Annotated in this window: 19 protein-coding genes and 1 pseudogene; 11 read left to right on the top strand and 9 right to left on the bottom strand. The window is 61.2% G+C overall.

Annotated elements, in window-relative coordinates; translation table 11 throughout:
- Nucleotides 1-47 precede the first annotated feature (47 nt).
- Entirely contained in the window at nt 48-1,397 is a 1,350-nt protein-coding gene (gene glmM / locus ACYU0X_RS11990) for a phosphoglucosamine mutase (RefSeq protein WP_461900935.1), read from the top strand.
- 120 nt (nt 1,398-1,517) lie between these two features.
- Nucleotides 1,518-2,843: a UDP-glucose dehydrogenase family protein gene (locus tag ACYU0X_RS11985; protein ID WP_461900934.1), complete on the top strand. Its 1,326-nt coding sequence runs from the start codon at nt 1,518-1,520 to the stop codon at nt 2,841-2,843.
- A gap of 100 nt (nt 2,844-2,943) precedes the next feature.
- On the opposite strand, the gene ACYU0X_RS11980 is transcribed toward ACYU0X_RS11985, so the two are convergent.
- From ACYU0X_RS11980 to ACYU0X_RS11955, 6 genes and pseudogenes are all read right to left on the bottom strand, one after another.
- Nucleotides 2,944-4,455 (bottom strand): NAD(P)H-hydrate dehydratase, encoded by a 1,512-nt coding sequence (locus ACYU0X_RS11980; protein ID WP_461900933.1) that lies wholly within the window; start codon nt 4,453-4,455, stop codon nt 2,944-2,946.
- A gap of 72 nt (nt 4,456-4,527) precedes the next feature.
- On the bottom strand, nt 4,528-4,878 hold the full coding sequence (locus tag ACYU0X_RS11975) for a holo-ACP synthase (protein WP_461900932.1): 351 nt from the start codon (nt 4,876-4,878) through the stop codon (nt 4,528-4,530).
- 63 nt (nt 4,879-4,941) lie between these two features.
- Nucleotides 4,942-5,535 carry a PIN domain-containing protein gene (locus ACYU0X_RS11970; protein WP_461900931.1) on the bottom strand — a complete coding sequence of 198 codons (594 nt, stop codon included), beginning with the start codon at nt 5,533-5,535 and terminating at the stop codon, nt 4,942-4,944.
- 44 nt (nt 5,536-5,579) lie between these two features.
- Nucleotides 5,580-6,014 (bottom strand): excisionase family DNA-binding protein, encoded by a 435-nt coding sequence (locus tag ACYU0X_RS11965; RefSeq protein ID WP_461900929.1) that lies wholly within the window; start codon nt 6,012-6,014, stop codon nt 5,580-5,582.
- A 381-nt stretch (nt 6,015-6,395) separates the two neighbouring features.
- Nucleotides 6,396-7,777, bottom strand: a protein-coding gene (locus ACYU0X_RS11960; RefSeq protein ID WP_461900927.1) for an IS3 family transposase whose coding sequence is annotated in 2 segments (ribosomal slippage) — nt 6,396-7,459 and nt 7,459-7,777 — 1,383 coding nt in all. Because the reading frame shifts where the segments join, the coding sequence is not laid out codon by codon here.
- Between the two features lie 313 nt (nt 7,778-8,090).
- A pseudogene (locus ACYU0X_RS11955) lies at nt 8,091-8,231 on the bottom strand (holo-ACP synthase); the annotation flags it as partial.
- Between the two features lie 160 nt (nt 8,232-8,391).
- On the opposite strand from ACYU0X_RS11955, the gene ACYU0X_RS11950 reads away from it, so the two are divergent.
- Entirely contained in the window at nt 8,392-8,616 is a 225-nt protein-coding gene (locus ACYU0X_RS11950; RefSeq protein WP_461900925.1) for a hypothetical protein, read from the top strand.
- Nucleotides 8,617-8,664: 48 nt separating this feature from the next.
- Nucleotides 8,665-9,177, top strand: a complete 513-nt coding sequence (locus tag ACYU0X_RS11945) for a hypothetical protein (RefSeq protein WP_461900924.1) — start codon at nt 8,665-8,667, stop codon at nt 9,175-9,177.
- Between the two features lie 285 nt (nt 9,178-9,462).
- On the opposite strand, the gene ACYU0X_RS11940 is transcribed toward ACYU0X_RS11945, so the two are convergent.
- From ACYU0X_RS11940 to glmS, 3 genes are all read right to left on the bottom strand, one after another.
- The gene (locus ACYU0X_RS11940; RefSeq protein WP_461900922.1) at nt 9,463-9,897 is read right to left on the bottom strand and encodes a helix-turn-helix domain-containing protein; all 435 of its coding nucleotides are present in this window, start codon (nt 9,895-9,897) and stop codon (nt 9,463-9,465) included.
- 198 nt (nt 9,898-10,095) lie between these two features.
- The gene (locus ACYU0X_RS11935) at nt 10,096-11,121 is read right to left on the bottom strand and encodes a restriction endonuclease (RefSeq protein WP_461900920.1); all 1,026 of its coding nucleotides are present in this window, start codon (nt 11,119-11,121) and stop codon (nt 10,096-10,098) included.
- A gap of 624 nt (nt 11,122-11,745) precedes the next feature.
- Nucleotides 11,746-13,617 carry a glutamine--fructose-6-phosphate transaminase (isomerizing) gene (glmS, locus tag ACYU0X_RS11930; protein WP_461900918.1) on the bottom strand — a complete coding sequence of 624 codons (1,872 nt, stop codon included), beginning with the start codon at nt 13,615-13,617 and terminating at the stop codon, nt 11,746-11,748.
- A gap of 211 nt (nt 13,618-13,828) precedes the next feature.
- Between glmS and coaA the strand changes: the two genes are divergently transcribed.
- The 7 genes from coaA to tsaD all read left to right on the top strand — a co-directional run bounded on the left by coaA (nt 13,829) and on the right by tsaD (nt 19,375).
- Nucleotides 13,829-14,746 (top strand): type I pantothenate kinase, encoded by a 918-nt coding sequence (coaA, locus tag ACYU0X_RS11925; RefSeq protein WP_461902803.1) that lies wholly within the window; start codon nt 13,829-13,831, stop codon nt 14,744-14,746.
- A 95-nt stretch (nt 14,747-14,841) separates the two neighbouring features.
- On the top strand, nt 14,842-15,240 hold the full coding sequence (mscL, locus tag ACYU0X_RS11920) for a large conductance mechanosensitive channel protein MscL (protein ID WP_418907084.1): 399 nt from the start codon (nt 14,842-14,844) through the stop codon (nt 15,238-15,240).
- Between the two features lie 132 nt (nt 15,241-15,372).
- Nucleotides 15,373-16,575, top strand: coding sequence for an alanine racemase (alr, locus tag ACYU0X_RS11915; RefSeq protein WP_418907083.1), 1,203 nt, complete (start codon nt 15,373-15,375; stop codon nt 16,573-16,575).
- On the top strand, nt 16,565-17,128 hold the full coding sequence (gene tsaE, locus ACYU0X_RS11910; RefSeq protein WP_461900915.1) for a tRNA (adenosine(37)-N6)-threonylcarbamoyltransferase complex ATPase subunit type 1 TsaE: 564 nt from the start codon (nt 16,565-16,567) through the stop codon (nt 17,126-17,128). Before alr ends, tsaE begins: the two co-directional genes overlap by 11 nt.
- Nucleotides 17,125-17,808 carry a tRNA (adenosine(37)-N6)-threonylcarbamoyltransferase complex dimerization subunit type 1 TsaB gene (tsaB, locus tag ACYU0X_RS11905; RefSeq protein WP_461900913.1) on the top strand — a complete coding sequence of 228 codons (684 nt, stop codon included), beginning with the start codon at nt 17,125-17,127 and terminating at the stop codon, nt 17,806-17,808. Before tsaE ends, tsaB begins: the two co-directional genes overlap by 4 nt.
- Nucleotides 17,805-18,302: a ribosomal protein S18-alanine N-acetyltransferase gene (rimI, locus tag ACYU0X_RS11900; RefSeq protein ID WP_461900911.1), complete on the top strand. Its 498-nt coding sequence runs from the start codon at nt 17,805-17,807 to the stop codon at nt 18,300-18,302. Before tsaB ends, rimI begins: the two co-directional genes overlap by 4 nt.
- Complete coding sequence (tsaD, locus tag ACYU0X_RS11895; protein WP_461900909.1) at nt 18,299-19,375, top strand: tRNA (adenosine(37)-N6)-threonylcarbamoyltransferase complex transferase subunit TsaD; 1,077 nt, start codon at nt 18,299-18,301, stop codon at nt 19,373-19,375. Before rimI ends, tsaD begins: the two co-directional genes overlap by 4 nt.
- Nucleotides 19,376-19,428 lie beyond the last annotated feature (53 nt).

Here is a 19,428-nt window from a genome sequence, read left to right as displayed (position 1 = left end):
CCGTGATAAATGCGTTAAATCGAATAGCACGGCATATCATGGTAAGGATGGCAAGATTATTTGGGACCGACGGGGTCCGTGGAAAAGCAAACGAATTATTGACGCCTGAGCTCGCCTTGAAGCTCGCACAGGCCGCATCCGTCGTGCTGGGACGTAGCCAGACCGACGAGGGGCGTAAGCCGGTCGCCGTGGTGGCCAAGGATCCGCGCATCAGCGGTGACTTCCTCTCGGCGGCCATTGAAGCGGGCCTGGCAGCTTCGGGAGTTAACGTGGAGGACGCCGGCACGTTGCCGACGCCGGCCGCCGCCTACCTGGTGGGGGATCTCGGCGCGGACTTCGGCGTGATGATCTCCGCCTCCCACAACGCCGCACCCGATAACGGGATCAAGTTCCTGGCCCGCGGAGGTAAGAAGCTCGACGACGCTCTCGAGGACGCCATTGAGGCCTGCCTGCAAATGGAACCTCCGCGTCCGATCGGCGGCTCGGTTGGCCGCGTACGCCGTTTCTCGGATGCCGAGGACCGCTACATCGTGCACTTGCTCCAGTCCCTGCCTAACCGCCTCGAGGGACTGAAGATCGTACTGGACTGCGCCCACGGTGCCGCCTCCGGTTGCTCACCCGAGGTCTTCTCGGCCGCCGGTGCCGAGGTGATCGTCATCGGTGCAGAACCCGATGGCATCAACATCAACGACGGCTATGGCTCCACCCACCTCGGACCGCTGCAGGCTGCAGTACTCGAGCACGGCGCCGACCTAGGCATTGCCCATGACGGCGATGCAGACCGTTGCCTCGCCGTGGACCACGAGGGCACCATCGTGGACGGCGATCAGATCATGGCGATCATGGCGCTGGCACTGAAGGACCGTGGCGAGCTGAAGGACAACACCCTGGTTGCCACCGTGATGAGCAACCTCGGGCTGACGCTGGCCATGGAAGCTGCCGGCATCACCGTGAAGCAGACCGGTGTGGGAGACCGCTACGTTCTCGAAGCCATGCGCGAAGGCGACTATTCGCTCGGTGGCGAACAGTCCGGCCACGTAATCTTCAGCCAGTACGCCACCACCGGTGACGGTGTGCTCACCGGCCTGCAGATCGCAGCCCGCATCAAGGCCACCGGCAAGAGCCTGAAGGAACTGGCTAGCGTTCTTAACGTGCTGCCGCAGGTACTGATCAACGTCCGTGGCGTGGATAAGGCCGGCGTCAGCGAATGCGAACCGTTGCTGAATGACATTGCGAAGACCGAGCTTCGCCTAGGCAGCACCGGACGTGTGCTGCTACGTCCTTCGGGCACCGAACCGGTGGTGCGCGTGATGGTCGAGGCCGCCACGCAAGAACAGGCACAGACCGAAGCCGAGGCGCTGGCCGCCTCCGTGGCGGAGCATCTGGCCTTGAGCTGACGCACCGGTGAATCTTTGGTGAATGCCACATCCCCACCGTAGTGTCCGACAGGGCCTGACCGGTGGGGATGTGGCATTGTTGCACTTAAAGCAGTTCCAGTTGAAGGGGAGTCATCCAGCGTGAGCCTGCGCATCAGCGTTATCGGAACCGGATATCTCGGAGCCACCCATGCGGCCTGCATGGCCGAGCTTGGCTATGACGTCATCGGCGTCGATGTCGACAAGGAGAAGCTCGCGGCCCTAGCCGCAGGCATCCTGCCTTTCCATGAACCGGGCCTGCCCGAGTTGCTCCGCAAGCACGTGGGTAGCGGCCGGCTGCGTTTCACCGACTCGTATGAATGGGCCGCGAACGAGGCGGATATCCACTTCATCACCGTGGGCACTCCTCAGCGCGCCGACGGGCACGGGGCCGACATGCAGTACGTGGATGATTCGGTCGACAGCTTGCTGGAGCACATCACCGGGGAAGCACTGATCGTGGGCAAGTCCACCGTGCCGGTAGGGACTGCCCGCCGACTGGCCGCCCGGATCGCCGACCGGGCCCACCCGGGAAGCGAGGTCTCGCTGGCATGGAACCCCGAGTTCCTCCGCGAGGGCTTCGCGGTCAAAGACACGCTGTCTCCGGATCGTCTGGTCTATGGCCTGAACGGACAGCAACCGCTAGAGCTGCTGCGACGGGTGTATGCGCCGATCCTAACCGCGGGCACCCCAGAGGTGGTCACGGACTGGGAAACCGCCGAACTGGTCAAGGTGGCGGCCAACGCCTTCCTCGCCACAAAGATTTCCTTCATCAACGCTTTCGCCGAGGTCACCGAGACCGTGGGCGGAGATATCAAGACACTCGCCGACGCCATCGGACACGACGCGCGCATTGGGCGAAAGTTCCTCAACGCCGGGGTTGGCTTCGGCGGCGGATGCTTGCCCAAGGACATTCGTGCCCTCCAGGCCCGCGTGAGCGAACTGGGCCTGAGCCACACCATGGGCTTCCTCGCCGAGGTCGACCAGATTAACTTGCGGCGCCGTGACCGCGTGGTGGCGCTGGCCAAGAGCATGCTGGGCGATCAGTTGCCCGGTAAGCGCGTGGGGGTGCTCGGTGTGAGTTTCAAGCCCGACAGCGATGACGTCCGTGACTCACCAGCCCTCGATGTGGCCGTACGCCTGTTCAACGCCGGCGCCGAGGTCTCCGTTTACGACCCGCAGGGCAACTCCAACGCCGCCGGCCGCTTCCCTCGCCTGAACTACGTCGATTCGTGGCAGGAAGCCGCGCAGGATGCCGATGTGGTGCTGCTACTCACCGAATGGCAGGAGTTCCGTCAGCTACAGCCCGAACAACTCGCCGAAGTTGTGGCCGAACAGCGGTTGATCGACGGACGAAATGTGCTGGACCGGGCGGCTTGGCGAGAAGCTGGATGGGACATTACCGGACCGGGGGAGAAGTACCCGTAGCAGGAGCTCTAAACGGCCCCTGAAAACGGACGAGGCCGCCGACGCTGAGTGGAGTTAGCTTCCACTCTGTGTCGGCGGCCTTCGTATGTCAGAGGCGGTCCTACAGCCCAAACTCTCCCATGACCGCTGGCAGGTTCGCGATAAGCCGGGAGGCGCTCACGCTGCCCTGTGCGGCGGTGACACGACCAAGATGACCGTGGATAACTGCAGCGCAAGCAGTCAGCTCTAACAAACGGTTGTTGGAGACCGGAGTCAGCCCCTGGGCACCGGTCAGTGAGGCGTCGGAGAGCAGACGACCTAGGATTCCCGTCAGCACGTCTCCGCTACCAGCAGTGGCCAACTGGGCCGAAGCGTGGCAGACCATCAGCGTGCGACCATCCGGGGCGACCGCGTAGCTGGTCGGCCCCTTGAGTAGTACCACGGCGTTGTAGGCCAGTGCCGCCCAGCGGGTCCACCGGGCCGGGTCCTCCAAAATTTCATCGGCGGTCACCACGACCCCGGCGCGCTTAAGAAGCATACGCAACTCCTTGGCATGCGGGGTCAGTACGCGTGGCTGCACACTTGGACCGATGGGCACCAATTCCAGCCCGCTGGCGTCAATCACGGCAGGCTGACGGCTGGTAAAGACATCGGCGATCACACCGGTCGGGGGAGTGCGGCTATCTAGACCCGGGCCGATGGCCCAAGCGGAAATCTTTGCACCGCGCCCATGCAGGTAGCGGCGAGCCAGCGAGAGTGCCTCGCGGATCTGGTCATCGTCCAGCGGCACCGATTCTGGTACGGACTGCGCCACGAGGGTCTGGACTTCGGACGGGACGTGGGTGCGCAACAGCCCCACACCGCCGTCGACAGCGGCCCGTGCAGTGAGCTGTGCGGCTCCCGGGTACAGCGCCGAACCCGCGATGAGTCCCAAGACCCCACGCTCGTACTTGTGGCGCCCCGCGTCCCGCCAGCTGCGGTGAACCGACAGCAGCTCCTTGGCGGAGGCTTCGTCGACTAGATGCGCGGAGGGGGTTTGCGAGTCGGTGGTGAAGTCGAGCCCAGCCAATTCGACTTCCCCGGACACCAGGGGGCCGTCTCCGCTAATCAGCGCATCCTTCATGGCACCGAAGGTTACGGTGCGTTCGGCGAGAAGAACGCGATCGTCGGCACGCGCCGTGCTGAGGTCCAACCCCGAGGGCACATCGCAGGCCAAGACTCGCGAGCCAGCCGGCAGGGTTGGCAATTCGGCACCCGGACGGTAGCCGATGCCGTAAATGGCATCGATGATCAGGGCGGCGTCCTTCAGACGCTGGTCGGCCTGTTCCAGTTGGAGCACCTCAGCAGCAGAATGCGCCTTGAAGGCCTTCAGTGCTTCCTCGTGCGCGGTATCTGCGCATAGCACGGCGCAGGTGGCATATCCATAGCCGGCGAGCTGGGCGAGCGCATACAAGCCGTCGCCTCCGTTATTGCCCGGGCCGATCAAGCCCACCACGAGCGTGTCGGTGTTGGCTGGATGCTGCTCGAGCATCTGGATTGCGCACTGGGTCAACGCGCTGGCCGCCTGCTGCATCAGAACAGAACTTCCACGCGAGGAAATTTCTTCCTGCTCGACCGCACGTACTTGAGCCACACTGTAAACAGGGATCATACAAGTAAGAATACTCATCGATACCCGGTGGACGACAATTATCCGCGCCGATAGTTAACGCTCTGCGACCACCATCGCGATAGCCATATCCCCGTCGTGCGACAGGCTCAGGTGCCAACTCGTGATGCCCAAGTCCTCGGCCCGTTTGAGGACACTCTCGCACATCGTGACTTGCGGTGCTCCGGCCTCGTCCTTGACGATCGTGCAGTGTTGCCAATTTAGACCTGCGGGGGCACCGAGAGCTTTGGCAATGGCTTCCTTGGCCGCGAACCGAGCCGCGAGCGAACGCAAGGGGAGATGGCGCTCTGATTCCGTGAAGAGTCGTTCGAGGAGCCCGGCCCCTTTTTCGAGCTGGGTGCCAAAACGGGGAACGTCGACGATGTCCACGCCAATGCCAACAATCATGGTTATAAGACTATCGGAGGAAGACCAAGGCATATTCCGGCGCGCTTGTGCGGAAGGGAGCTGCTATTTCGTCCGCTTCGCCGGGTCCTTAGGCGAGCCGCAGCGTGCAATTTGCCGTAAGTGTTGCTGGACGATGTCGGCAAATACGGGGCAATCGGCATCGCGCAGCGCATCGGGCAGGGCCCTGCCGCCTCTTGTGGCCCAGTATTTTGCCTGCATATCCGCCACGGTCCGGACGGTCATTGTCGACGAGGAACTGATTTCCGTGAAGAATTCGTCGCAATTGTAGGTTTCGTAAGAGGTCTCTTCGGAAACAAACCCGTGGTCTTCGGTGAGGAGAATCGCCGCTTGGCAAGCCATCGCTGCATGATGCACATGCCAATCCTCGCGATCGGCAATGTGGTCAACCGCGCCGCCAGGAAAGCCGACCAGAATCTCGTCGAATAGTTCCTGGCATCGATCAATAAGGCTAGAAACAAGGGCGCCAGACGCCTCGGGGTATTTATTGCGCAGATGAGATCCAGTTTCAGCGATGACGTCCCAAGTGGTGTGGATCTGGAACAGGCCGCCCTTTGATTCGACGCGCAGAAGGAAGAGCCAATCACGAAGTGTGCGGCTGAATAAGACGTTGGCATCCACGAATACACGTTGGGGCATAGCTGCAATTCTGCCCTATGCCCCAAACTCATTTGAAGATCTGCCTAGGCGTCTAATTGGTCTTCAAGGTCAAGCAGCTTACGCATGGCTTCTCGTCGTGCCAGTTCCCGCTGCTTCTTGAATTCGAGGACAGCTTCTCGCTTGAATCGACGATGGCTTCCGACCGTGAAGGAATCAAGCTGCCCTTCGCGCGCAAGCTTCAGCACCGTGGGGCGCGAAATGCCCAATACCTCTGCAGCGGTGCTGCTTGTGAGCTCTTCGGGCAACGTCGCAACGCTGACACTGCCGTTCGTTGCCAGCGTCCGCAGAGCCAGCTCAATGATCTGAGAAAGTTCATGCGGAAGTTCGCGTGTCTTTCCATCGGAGAATATTGCGGCAAAACCGTTGATTTCCGCCGTGCGGTTCTCGAGCTCCCGGCGAACGGACGACAAGTCTTCGGCGGATACGATCACTTCGTTCCGCAGTAATGTTGCGCTCATGGCCGTCCTCCTTCGGCTGGCAATGAGAACGAGGTCGTGGCCGTTGCGTGCCACTTCAAGTTACTTCGTTCTACCTTCACTTACGGAGTAATCTTACCGCTTTTCGTTTATAAGTGAAAGCGCGGCAATGATGGGAGCGTGTGGCCGCGTATCGTCTGCACGACGCGTGGTGCACCCATCGAACGTGGTGACTGCGACGGGTATCGGCAATAACGAGGAGAGGAGTTAGCGGCATGAGCGCTCTCCAGCGTTCAGGAAACGCGCTGCCGTGGTCAAGTACCCAGTGAAGAAATGTCTTCACCGGTAATGGGGCGATAATCAGGGTGCTGTCGATCCGGAATTTTTCAAGTCAAGCGGTACCAAGGTGAGTCTATTTAGTGCTCAAGCAGCCTGAGCGACCCGATCGTTCGGGTTATTGATCCAGGCCGTGTCCGGCATCGCCAGGATCTTCGGATCCGCCTGCTTGCTGAACCGTTCAGGGTTCCTGGCCCGCGCCGCGGCCAGCGTCTGCGAACGCTTCACCGCCACCGAATCAGCCAACCCGTGGTGCACGTTCGCCGAGGTATGCAAACCCAGCCCGGAATGCTGATGCTCATGGTTGTACCAGGCGACGAATTCACCGATGAACCCCCGGGCCTCGGGCAGCGACCCGAACCGTTCCGGGAACACCGGAGCATACTTCATGGTCTTGAAGAGCGACTCGCTGAACGGATTGTCATTACTCACCCGCGGCCGCGAATGCGACCTGGTCACCTCCAGATCCGCCAGCAGCGCCGCCACGGTCTTCGAGGTCATCGACGTGCCCCGGTCGGCATGCACCACCTGGGGAACACCGTGGACCCCGAAGATCTCCTCCATCATCTCTACGGCCAGCACCCCGGACTCGGTGGCGTGCACGTGTGCACCGACGATGAACCGCGAATAGATATCGAGCATCACGTAGCAGTCGTAGTACTTGCCCTTCACCGGGCCGGCCAGCTTCGTGATGTCCCAGGAATACACCTGACCCGGGGCCGTGGCTTCGAGCTCAGGGATGGCCCGCGGCTGGTGCTTGGCCAGCCGACGGCGTTCCTTGACCAACCGGTTCTCGCCCAACACTCGGTAGAACGAGGACAACGACCCCAGATAAATCCCCTCGTCCAGCAGCTTCGCGTCGACCTGCAACGGGGACAGATCCACGAACTCGGTGCTGTTCAACGCCGCGAGGATCGCCGCCCGCTCGGCGTCGCTGAGCTTATTCGGCGGAGCCGGACGGGGCGCATCCTGCGGTGCAGCGGGTTTGCGGTACATCGTGGTGCGCGAAACACCGGCCAGCGCGGCCGCCCGCCGGGTCGGGATGTTGAGCGCAACCAACTGGTGGTAGACCTTCGTCATTTCTTCTTGGGCTTCGGCTCGTCCGAGGACTCGTTGATGGCGTTCTCGAAGAACGCCGAGAGTTTTCCCATGATATCCAAGGCCTCCTCGGTCTTCTTCCGCTTGCCCTCGCTCACCTCCAACTGGCGGCGTAGCCGGGCGATCTCGGCCTGCTCCGGAGAGAGCTTCCCGATCGGTGTTCGACCGGTTTTCCCCTCGAGAACCCCGGCGTCGCGCTGTTTGCGCCACTCGGCGATCTGCGATGAGTAGATCCCGTTCTCCCGCAGGTACGCGCCACCCTTCTGCTCGGTGATGGCTTGCTCGTAGCCGGTGAGGAAGTCGAGCTTTTCTGCTGGGGTGAACGTCCGGCGACGGGACGGTCCACCGGCACGGGGTCCGGGAGTACTCATAGGACCATCGTGTCCTACGAGCGCTACGGCTAGATTCGACACGGTCTGTGGTTTCCTGATTCTCGCCCTACGCGGGTGACTGATTTGCTATGTCACGTTGGTACCGCTCAAGCCTGACACGTAGGGGATCGAGCGCCAAAAAATCACGGCTGTGGGTGCCCAGTGTGATGAAGCTGATGGCTCTACCCTTTGTGGGCCCCAGCACAGTCCAGCCCGGTTACGGCTATCAGTGCACTCGGCTCGTCATTTTGGATTGTGCAGTGCTGTCAAAGGGGCCCGCGGCAGCCCAGCGCCTTTGAGGTGCTTCCTAAGTGGCAAGGCGGGTCGCCAACGAACGCAGGGGGAGTAGAAGCTCGGATTCGGTGAAGAGCCGCTCGCGCAATCCGGAGTCCTTCGCAAGCTGGGCGTCGAAACAAGGTGCGTCGACGATGTCCACGCGAATGCCAACAATTATGGGTATAAGCCTATCGAAAGCGCGGCTCCACGGAGATCCTTTGAATATCTAGGTATAAATCATTATATTTTTTTACACGAGTATCAGGAGTATCAACGAAGCCTCGCGTGCTGGGCTTTCTGCCCTGGTCGCAGCAGCCGAAGCGGGCCAGAATACGTCCTTGGCTCGCCACGGCAAGATCGTGGCCGAAATGGTTTCCGCTCAAGAAATTGCTCAGCTTCGTCGGGACCGGGAGACGCTTCGCGATGCTGCCTTGGTTATGGCCCGTTTCGCCGCGGACGGCGGCGTGCGCACAGAACTTGACCAAGCGATGGAACTCTTCAACTGGAGCCGGGCCGAGCTGGAAGCCGAAATCGTCGCTGAAGGGGAATCCAACCAACAGTGAGCCAGTCCAAAGCGCGTCTTTGAGTCGTTCGCCAGACGGAAGAAGCGGTTGCTGTTCCCCCTGCTTCTCAAGAAGGACCCGCGCATAATCCGCACTGTTTTCAAGAAGAAGCTCCTGCTGGCGAGGTCTCCGATGGCCAGGGAGCCCTTGTTCGGAGCGCTTTTTGGATTTCGCAAGCTGGTCGCGGGCGATCGCGACTGGAGAATTGAGTGGCGCGTCGAAGAAGACGCATCCGGCGTGCCGATACTTGAGATTTTAGAGGTCTGGTCGGTGGGTGCGCGTTCGGACGGCGAAGTTTACGACGAGCTGATCTTGCGCGTCGCTCGCATGGGTGACGATCCGAGTATCCGCCCGCTCAGGGACGCCATCATCGAAATGGCGAGATTGTACGAGTCGTTCGCCGCTACGGCCGAGCCCGAACGTAAACCCGCTCTGCCCGAGTGGATGGTCACGGCTTTACAGGAACAGTTGGGCTCGTCGGTGTCGGAGATCTTAGGACTCACCGAGGGGCAAGCCCAGCGAAAATTGATGGAGCACTACTGGTCCCGAAAGTCCGAGTGATGAGGGCAAGCCGTCTGGCTAACGATCTTCCGGGGCAGAACAGGCGTCATGGGAGCGGGAAGCGTTCTCGTCGCAGCGACATGATGATTGTGCCGTGACGGTTACTTTGCTGGCGTGACGCGCAAGAAGTCAGTGTTGAGACATCGTGTGAGTCTGGATGTCGGCAAGGATCTAGTCTACGAGGGTCAATTCGGTCGGGCCGGTCCTGTGGCAGTCCTTTCGACGCAGAATAGTCGATCCTGACATGTGGCGCGGAGCTCGCCCATCGAAGATAGACGCGCAGACCTAGCCGTCCAATTGGCCTTCAGCGTGCAACAACGCGTGCATAGCTTCGCGTCGTGTTAGCTCGCGCTGCTCCTTGAACTCTAGGACTGCGTCTCGCTTAAAGCGCCGGTGACTTCCGACTTTGAAGGAATCAATCTGTCTTTCTCGAGCTAGCTTAAGCATCGTTGGGCGGGATATACCCGGGATGTCTGCAGCTGTTGTACTTGTGAGTTCCTCAGGGAGCCTCGCAACGCTAACACTGCCGTTTGTAGCAAGTGACTGCAACCCCAGGTTGATGATCGCTGAAAGTTCCTGCGGAAGCTCGCACATCTCCCCGTTGGCGAAAACAGCGGCAAAACCGTTGGCTTCTGCCATGTGCTTTTTAACCTCATGACGAATGGAGGTGAGGTCCTCTGCGGAAACCATAACTTCGTTTCTCAGTAACGTCGCGCTCATGATGCCGTTTTCCTTTGGCTACCACCGGGGTGGGTGGGAGCGATTATTGCCTAACCTGATTCGATCTAGTTTTGGACCCTGCCGATTATTCCGCTTTTCGGTTATAAGTGAAAGAGTCGATTTGGTGTTATCGCAGTCTTATTTGGGAACGGCGGCTCAAAACAAGGTGGGGTGGTGACCGCATATTGAGTCTGCCGATTATGAAGCGCTGTCGGCTACAACAAGAACGGGCGTTAGAGGCATAAGCGCACGCCAACGCTCGGGAAGTGCATCGTAGTGGTCTAAGACCAAGCTCACAATGTCTTCGCCGGTTATCAGCCTCAGCCCGGGGCGCTGCCGTTCGAGGGCCAAGGCATCTCGGCTGTAGGCGCCGAGGGTCATGAAGACCAGAAGTTCTCCGGTTCCTTGCGTGCCAATGAGCTGCTGAACTTCCGGAGCACCGGCAGTGGACGTCTTGTGCTTGCATTGCACCTTGATCAGGGGTGGCTCGATGCCGAGCGGATCACGGTGGGCGATGACATCGACGCCGCCATCTTGGCTATACGCGGTAACTCGGGCCTGGTAGCCCAGAGCGCGGAGCAAGTCCGCGGAAAATTCTTCAAACTGCCGGTGGTCGATACGATCCTGCAGTACCTCGAGCACGAAATCTCGGGTGTGTCGCTCGATGCGGGATGCGCGAGGTTCATCGGGTGCCTCGTCTTCGGACAGATTCGTGGCCGCCGCCCGCTCGACAACCTCCGTCACCTTCTCGACATCCTGAATGTGCGTGTTGAGGGCAGCGAGGAACTCGTGCGCATGCTTACGCACCTTGAATAATGTGATTGCGGAGCCGATTTCATACAGCGCTGGCTGGGTGAAAATAGTTCGGGAGAGCCCGATTTTCTTCCACTCGACCTGGCGACGATGCCGGTGCGTCGACTGCGTTGCTTCGTATCGATATGCGCTGCGGACAATTCCGATATTGATGGTGCTGTCAGCTTTGTAGGGTGCAACGATCACGTCGCCAACTTGGATTTCGTCTCGGAAGCGCAAAAGGATACCTGCCCAGATCGGGATGGCTTTGTGTTGGCTCTCCGGGGTGCGCCGTGTGAGCTCGCTCTTGAGCTGTTCACGGCCGCCAGGGATCAATGTCAGATCGCCCATGTCATCCCAACCAATGCTGACGAAGCTTCCCTCGATCAGCTCGGTGCTGAGCGTGTCGTTGTGTATACCCCAAACCTGCATGGAACGATCTTCTTTCGCGTGGATGTCTGCTGTTGACCTCAGCATACGGTGCAGGCCCCGCTCTTTGGATCAATGAGATGTTATTCGGGCGACTTGGACTGTTAGTTAAGCCGCCCTTGGGCTGTCGGTACAAGTTCGGTTGCGCGGCCGAGACCAAATCTAACGCGAAAACCTAGCATGAGGCTGGGATTAAAGAGTTGGCCCGTGGGGCCCACGTTTCGGCTCTCATTGCTGATTGTAGGTTCACACTAGCGGCGCGTCATGATCATTTCCCAACGTTCATCGTCGGTCAACGTGTCAAGGGTTGTGAGTCTCGTTGCGAATGTCGATTCGGCGCAGATGATTGTGCTCCGCCCAATCTGGACTGCGGGCAACTTTGCCCGAGATATGTGATTCAACAACACGCACCGTCAAGGGGGTAGGGTACTTGTCTCGGGAAGCTTGCTGTTTGGGCTGGCGGACAACTAATCCTTTAGCCAGGCACCGATTCATGCATGACTAAATGGAATTCTTCGCCCCCAACGGCAAGCGGCCGCCACAACCCCTGAAGTGATCAGGAGCGGCAACGGCCGCTTCATGCCGTCCGACGTGTCCCTTCCGGGGTCGGCGGACGGCGCCTAGCGTCTACTCGACGGTGACCGACTTAGCCAGGTTACGAGGCTGGTCGACGTCGTAGCCCTTGGCGGTAGCCAGTTCGCAAGCGAAGATCTGCAGCGGCACGGTGGCCAACAGCGGCATCAGCAAGGTCGGGGTCTCCGGCACGTAGAAGACGAACTCGGCGTACTCGCGCACGTCCACGTCGCCTTCTTCTGCGATCACCAGGGTGTTGGCGCCACGAGCGCGAACTTCCTGAATGTTGGAAACGACCTTCGAGTGCAGGGAATCGCGACCGCGCGGCGAAGGCACGACCACGAAGACCGGCTGGCCGTCGTCGATCAGTGCGATCGGACCGTGCTTCAGCTCGCCGGCGGCGAAGCCTTCGGCGTGGATATAGGCGATTTCCTTGAGCTTCAAGGCACCTTCCATGGCAACCGGGTAGCCAACGTGGCGGCCCAGGAACAGCACGGAGGAGGCGTCGGCCATCGAGCGTGCCAGATCCTTGATCTCGTTGTCACGGTCCAAGATGTCCTGGATCTTCGACGGGATCTTACCCAGGTCGGCCAGGATGTCCTTGATTTGGCCCGAGAACAAGTTGCCACGCAGCTGTGCCAGATACAGACCCAGCAGGTAGGTGGCGGTGATCTGAGCCAAGAAAGCCTTGGTGGAAGCCACCGCGATCTCCGGACCGGCGTGCGTGTACAGCACGGCGTCGGATTCGCGCGGGATGGTGGACCCGTTGGTGTTGCAGATGGATAGGGTCTTGGCGCCCTGCTCCTTGGCGTAACGCACGGCCATCAGGGTGTCCATGGTCTCGCCCGACTGCGAGATCGAAACGATCAGGGTGTTCTTATCCACGATGGGTTCGCGGTAGCGGAACTCGTGGGAGAGCTCGACCTCGACCGGGATGCGGCACCAAGACTCGATGGCGTACTTGGCTACGGAACCGGCGTAAGCGCTGGTACCGCAGGCGAGCACGACGATCTTGGTGATCTTGGCCAGCTTCTCCGGGTCAATGCGCAATTCATCGAGGGTCAGCTTGCCCTCTGCGTCCGAACGGCCCAGCAGGGTGTCGGCCACGGCGGCAGGCTGATCGTGGATTTCCTTCTCCATGAAGGAAGGGAAGCCGCCCTTTTCGGCGCTGGCTGCGTCCCAGTCAACACTGAATTCGCGGCCCTCGGCAGGCTCACCGTCGAAGCCGATGATGCTGTGGCTCTCGGGGGTGATGGTCACGATCTGGTCCTGGCCCAGTTCGACGGCGCGACGGGTGAAGTCGATGAAGCCGGAGACATCCGAACCAAGGAAGTTCTCGCCCTCGCCCAAACCAAGCACGAGCGGGGAGTTACGGCGTGCAGCCACAACGACGCCCGGGTGATCCTGGTGCACGGCCAGCAGGGTGAAGGCACCTTCGAGCTTGTTCACGGCCAACTGCATGGCGCGGGTCAAATCGCCCTCGGCCTCGTTGCTGTACATCTTGCCCAGCAGTGCTGCAGCCACTTCGGTGTCGGTATCCGAGAGGAACTCGACGCCCTCGGCGACCAGGGTGGCCTTGATCTCGGCGAAGTTCTCGATGATGCCGTTGTGGATCATGGCGAGCTTGCCACCGTCGGCAAGGTGGGGGTGGGCGTTCTGGTCGCTCGGACCACCGTGAGTTGCCCAACGGGTATGGCCGATACCGGTCAACGAGTCCGGCAATGGCGCCTCGGCAATCTGGTTCTCAAGGTTTACCAGCTTGCCGGCCTTCTTACGGGAGTGGATTGCCCCGTCAGCCACGACGGCCACGCCAGCCGAGTCGTAGCCGCGGTATTCCAGTCGACGCAAGCCTTCAATTAGAACGTCGAGGGCGCCGTGTTCGGCGCTCCGGCTCGAGGTTCCTGCATATCCAACGATTCCACACATGCCCAAAAGCCTACCTTTTGAAAGGCGATGGAGGTAAAAATGGTGGCACGTGACATAGAAAAATCGGGAATATCGCATCGCCCGTGCCGCGTGATGCCGTGCACAGTAGGCCAAGGGGTTGTGCCCCAAGTTTGGGCAAACCCTATGGTTCTTGGCAGAATTTGACCCCGTGGAACCACAGCATGAGGTCGATGCCCCCATTACTCCTTTTGTGGAGCTAGACCGAAAAACTTGGGCGCGACTATCTAATGAGATGGAGCAGCCGCTGAACGAAGCCGATATCGAACGGCTCCGTGGCCTCGGCGACGGCTTGGACCTCGACGAGGTGCGCGATGTCTATCTGCCGCTGAGCCGCCTGCTTTATCTCTACGTGCAGGGTGCGGGTGCCACGCACCGCGCCACCACCACCTTCCTTGGGGAACAAACCCGGCGCACCCCGTTTGTTATCGGTGTCGCCGGTTCCGTGGCGGTCGGTAAGTCGACCACGGCTCGTGTGTTGCGCGAACTGCTTCGTCGCTGGCCAGAAACTCCCGACGTCCAGTTGATCACCACCGACGGGTTCTTGTATCCCAACGCCGAGCTTGAGCGTCGCGGGATCTTGCATCGCAAAGGTTTCCCCGAGTCCTACGACCGCCGTGCGCTGTTGCGTTTCGTCTCTGCGGTGAAGTCCGGCGTGCCAGAGGTGTCGGCACCTATGTACTCGCATTTGACCTATGACATTCTTGCCGGCGAGCGCAATGTGGTGCGCTCGCCACAGGTACTGATCGTGGAAGGACTGAATGTCCTGCAGCCTGCACGGATCCGCAACGATGGAACGGTGGGTCTGGCCCTGAGTGACTTCTTTGATTTCTCCCTCTATGTCGACGCGCGGACGAGCGATATTGAAGAGTGGTATATCTCGCGATTTATGAAGTTGCGCTCCGGAGCCTTCGCCGATCCGGCCAGCTACTTCCACCGCTACGCTCAACTCTCCGATGAGGAGGCTCGTCGCACCGCACATGGCATCTGGAAGCGCATTAACGAGCCGAATTTGAAGGAGAATGTGCTACCCACGAGGGGTCGGGCACAGTTGGTGTTGCGCAAGAGCGCCGATCACTCGGTGAGAAGAATGCTGCTTAGGAAGATTTAGCGGCTTTGACTAGTTGCTAACCGTTCACCGAAAGATTCTGCACTCGTTAGCCGAATCAGTCGTGGTCCGAATAAATCGCTGTGTATGATCAAGCCATGCTTAAGGGTTTTCGCGATTTCATCTTAAAAGGCAATGTTGTAGATCTGGCCGTTGCCGTTGTGATCGGTGCCGCCTTCGGTGCCGTTATTACCGCGCTGGTGGACAGCGTTCTCATGCCGCTGATCTCGGCATTGACTAAGTCGCCAAGTTTTGATCAGTTCTTGGTGGTGACCATCGATGGTAATGACATCAAGTTTGGTGTCTTCCTCACCGCCTTGGTGAACTTCCTGCTGATTGCTGCGGCTGTCTACTTCGTAGTGGTTCTGCCGATCAATAAGGTTACCGAGTCGCTCAAGGCGCGCCGCGGCCTAGACGGTGAAGAAGAGGAAGCCGAGCCAGATCCGCAGTTGGCCCTACTCGAGCAGATCCGCGACGAAATCAAGTCGCTACGCTAGCGCCAACTAACTACTATTCGACCTACTTGCGAACAGGCCGGTGTCACCGAATCGAATCGGTGACACCGGCCTGTGAGCTTTAACCTTGCTGTTTTGGAGCATTGCGGCGGCTAAAAGTGGCAAGATGGACAGGTGAACTTTGAAGTAGCCGATGAGTCGTCCGCCGGTCAGCCGCCGGTTCCGGGGCATCAGGATGGGTGGGAACGCCGGGCGGAAATCGACCTGTCCGCGATCCGTCATAACGTGCGCCGGATCGCCGAGCTCGTAGCCCCGGCGGCCGTGCTAGCCGTGGTGAAAGCCGATGGCTACGGTCACGGAGCCGAACAGGTCGCCCGCACCGCACTCAGTGCCGGAGCGCGATGGCTGGGTACCGCACACGTCACCGAAGCACTGGCGCTACGCCAGCGTGGACTCACTGCACCGATGCTGGCTTGGCTGCACACGGCCGACACACCCTTTGAGGAGGCCCTGGCCCACGATATTGATCTGGGTGTTTCGGGTTGGGAACTGGACGCCATCGCTCAGGCCGCGCAACGCACCCAAACGCCGGCTCGCGTGCACCTCAAGGTCGACACCGGCTTGGGGCGCAACGGCGTACCACTTGAGCTACTACCCGAGATCCTGCGCAGAGCCGAGGAATACCAGGACGCCGGGCTCCTGCGCGTGGTGGGCGTGTTCTCTCACCTAGCAGTGGCCGATGAGCCCGAACGTGAAGAGACCGACCGGCAACTTGAATGCTTTGACGATGTCATCGCACAAGTAGAGGCCGCTGGCTTCGACCTCGAGGTACGGCATATCGCTAACACCCCGGGCATCCTGTCTCGACCCGACTCGCACCACGATCTCGTACGGCTCGGACTGGGCATGTACGGTCTGAGCCCCTTCTCGGACGAAAGCCCGGAACACTACGGTCTGCGCCCGGCCATGCGTCTGGTGACCAAGGTGGCCAACGTCAAACGCGTACCAGCCGGGCAGGGGGTCTCCTACGGCCTGCGCTACATCACCGAGCGTCCGACCGTGCTTGGTCTGATTCCCGTGGGCTACGGCGACGGTCTCCCGCGCGCCGCCACCGGGGCACCAGTGACCATCAACGGACGCTCCTACCCCGTACGCGGGACTATCGCCATGGACCAGTGCGTAGTGGACCTCGGGCCGGATGCCGATCCACAAAAACTGCTTGGCGCCGAAGCGGTGATCTTCGGAGAAGGCGGCCAACCCGTCACCACATGGGCCGAGGCCGCAGGCACGATCAACTATGAAATGATCACGCGCATCTCACCGCGCGTTCCACGACAATACGTCGAAGGCAGCTGGGGAGCTACCGATGGAAACTAACCAACAACAGCTACAGCTCGAGCTCACCACACTCGAAGCCACCGAACGAGTAGGCCATATGCTCGGGGCCTGGCTACAAGCCGGCGACCTAGTGATCCTTACCGGCGCGCTCGGAGCCGGCAAAACCACGCTGACCCAGTCCCTCGGCGAGGGACTGGAAGTACGCTCGGGCATCATCTCACCGACCTTTGTGCTCTCTCGGCACCATCCCTCACTCGTTGAGGGACCGGGGCTCGTCCATGTGGATGCCTACCGGCTGGAGGCCGGGGGAGAGATCGACACCTTAGATTTGGAATCCACGCTCGGTGAGAACGTCACCGTCGTGGAGTGGGGGACCGGCAAGGTCGAGCACCTCAGCGAGTCACGACTCGAGATCAGCCTCGATCGTGAACAGTTGGCACCTAATACGGCCGCCCCGTGGGAAGAATCCGAGGAAGAACTCGATGAACCGCGCACCATGGTGGTTCGTGGCATCGGTCCTCGTTGGGCCGAGGGTAACTTCCAACGTCTCGCCAGCGCACTCGAACTGGCAGTGGGAGAAGGAGCAGCATGAACGGCATCTACCTAACCATCGATAGTTCGGCGCATGCCTCGGTGGCCCTTGTGGACGCCGTTAACGGCACGGTGCTCGCGGAACGTACTTCCCCGGCACCCAACGACCAAACCGAAACGCTCAACGCCTATGTCGCCGAGCTGTTGGACGACCAACAGATTCAGGGGTCCGCGCTCGCCGGGATCATCGTGGGCGTGGGACCGGGTCCCTTCACCGGGCTCCGCGTGGGGCTCGTCGCTGCCCGCACCTTTGCCTACGTGTGGAGCGTCCCGCTACACGGCGTGATGTCCCTCGAGGCACTCGTCCAGCGCGTACTCGATGCCGACGTGCAGGTTCCGAGCGAATTCATCGTGGCTGCCGATGCACGGCGCCGCGAACTGTACTGGGCGCGCTTCGACGCCTCCGGAGCATTGCTGGACGGACCGCACGTCGGTGCGGCCGAGACCTTGCCCTCCGTGCCGGTGTACGGGCCCGGCGCCGGGCTTTACCAGGAGCAGCTCGCACAGGCCGGCGCCCAGCCCGTGGCCGACAGCGCCGGATGGCTGGCCGAAGCCTCCTCGCTCGGCCGCCGCGGCCTGCAGTTCCTCACCGAAGGTGTGGACCTTAGCGACACCGCCCCACGCTACCTGCGCGAATCCGATGCCCAGGTGCCGGCCTTCATGCGCAAGGCCAAGCCATGAACCCCCAGCTGCGCCGGATGACGGCTGAAGACCTCCCCGAGGTCCAGGCGCTGGAAACCGAATTGTTTCCCGGCGACCCCTGGCCACTGGAAGGCTTCGTCGCAGAGCTCGAGCAGACCGAGACCCGAGACTACTGGGTGTATGAGTCGGCAGGGGAGATCATCGGCTACGCCGGTTTGTGCACCGTGGCGGACTTCGCCGATGTGCAGACCATCGGCGTGTCGCCCGCCGCCCAAGGACAAGGACTGGGACGACTCCTCATGAACACGTTGATCGCCAAAGCCCAGGAGCGCGGCGCCGAGCAGGTCATGCTCGAAGTCCGCGTGGACAATCCGGTGGCCATCGGGCTCTACGCCTCGCTGGGCTTCGAGAAGATCCACATCCGCCCCGGCTACTACAAGGGCGGAATCGACGCGCAGATCATGCGGCTGCCGCTGCCGGTGGCCACCGCATCCACCACCGTCCAGGACGACAAAGGAGCAATGCCCCGATGAACCGGAACGAACCACTGGTGCTGGGCATCGAATCCTCCTGCGACGAAACCGGTGTCGGCATCGTGCGCGGCACCCGCCTGCTGGCCAACACCGTCTCCAGCTCCATGGATGAGCACGTGCGCTTTGGCGGGGTCATCCCCGAAATTGCCGCCCGCGCCCATCTGGATGCCTTCGTCCCCACCCTCGACCAGGCGCTGCGCACCGCCGGAGTGACCCTGGAAGAGATCGACGCGATCGCCGTGACCAGCGGCCCCGGCCTCGCCGGCGCGCTGATGGTTGGCGTTTCGGCCGCCAAATCCCTGGCCGTGGCCACCGGCAAGCCCCTCTACGCGATCAACCACCTCGTGGCCCACGTGGGCGTCGGCGTGCTCGAGGGCACGGTGCTGCCCGAGCAGTTCGGTGCGCTGCTGGTTTCCGGCGGGCACACGGAGATCCTGCGGGTTGGCTCGCTGACCAAGGATGTCCAGCTGCTGGGTGCCACCATCGATGACGCCGCGGGGGAGGCCTTCGACAAGGTGGCCCGTTTGTTGGGACTGGGCTACCCGGGAGGGCCCGCGATCTCCAAGACCGCCGCGGAAGGGGACCGCAAGGCCTTCCGCTTCCCGCGCGGGCTGAGCCTGCCCAAGTTCGTCGGTACCGCTGAGAACCCGGGCAAGAACCGCCACAATTTCTCCTTCTCCGGGCTGAAGACGGCGGTGGCGCGCTGCGTGGAGCACTTCGAAGCGGCCGGCGAGCCGGTGCCCGTGGCGGACATCGCCGCCAGCTTCCAAGAAGCCGTGGTGGACGTGATCACCTCCAAGGCTGTGCGTGCCTGCCAGGAGCACGGGCTGAGCACGCTGCTGCTGGGCGGGGGAGTCGCGGCGAATACCCGACTGCGTGAGCTGCTGGCTGCGCGCTGTGCCTCGGCGGGCATCGGGCTGACCGTGCCACCGTTCGAGTTGTGTACCGATAACGGCGGAATGGTCGCGGCACTGGGTGCGCAGTTGGTGGCAGGTGGAGCCGAGCCGTCGGGGCTGGACTTTGCGAGCGACTCTTCGCAACCGGTGACGGAGATCGTTTTGCCGGTCAAGTGAACCAGTCCGGTCGATCATTCCATTACGAAGTTTCGTTGGCTTGCGGGTTCCGG

It is taken from the genome of Glutamicibacter sp. X7 (assembly GCF_054889245.1).
Note: the sequence above shows the minus strand (reverse complement) of the source record. Positions and strands in the feature narration are given on the sequence as shown.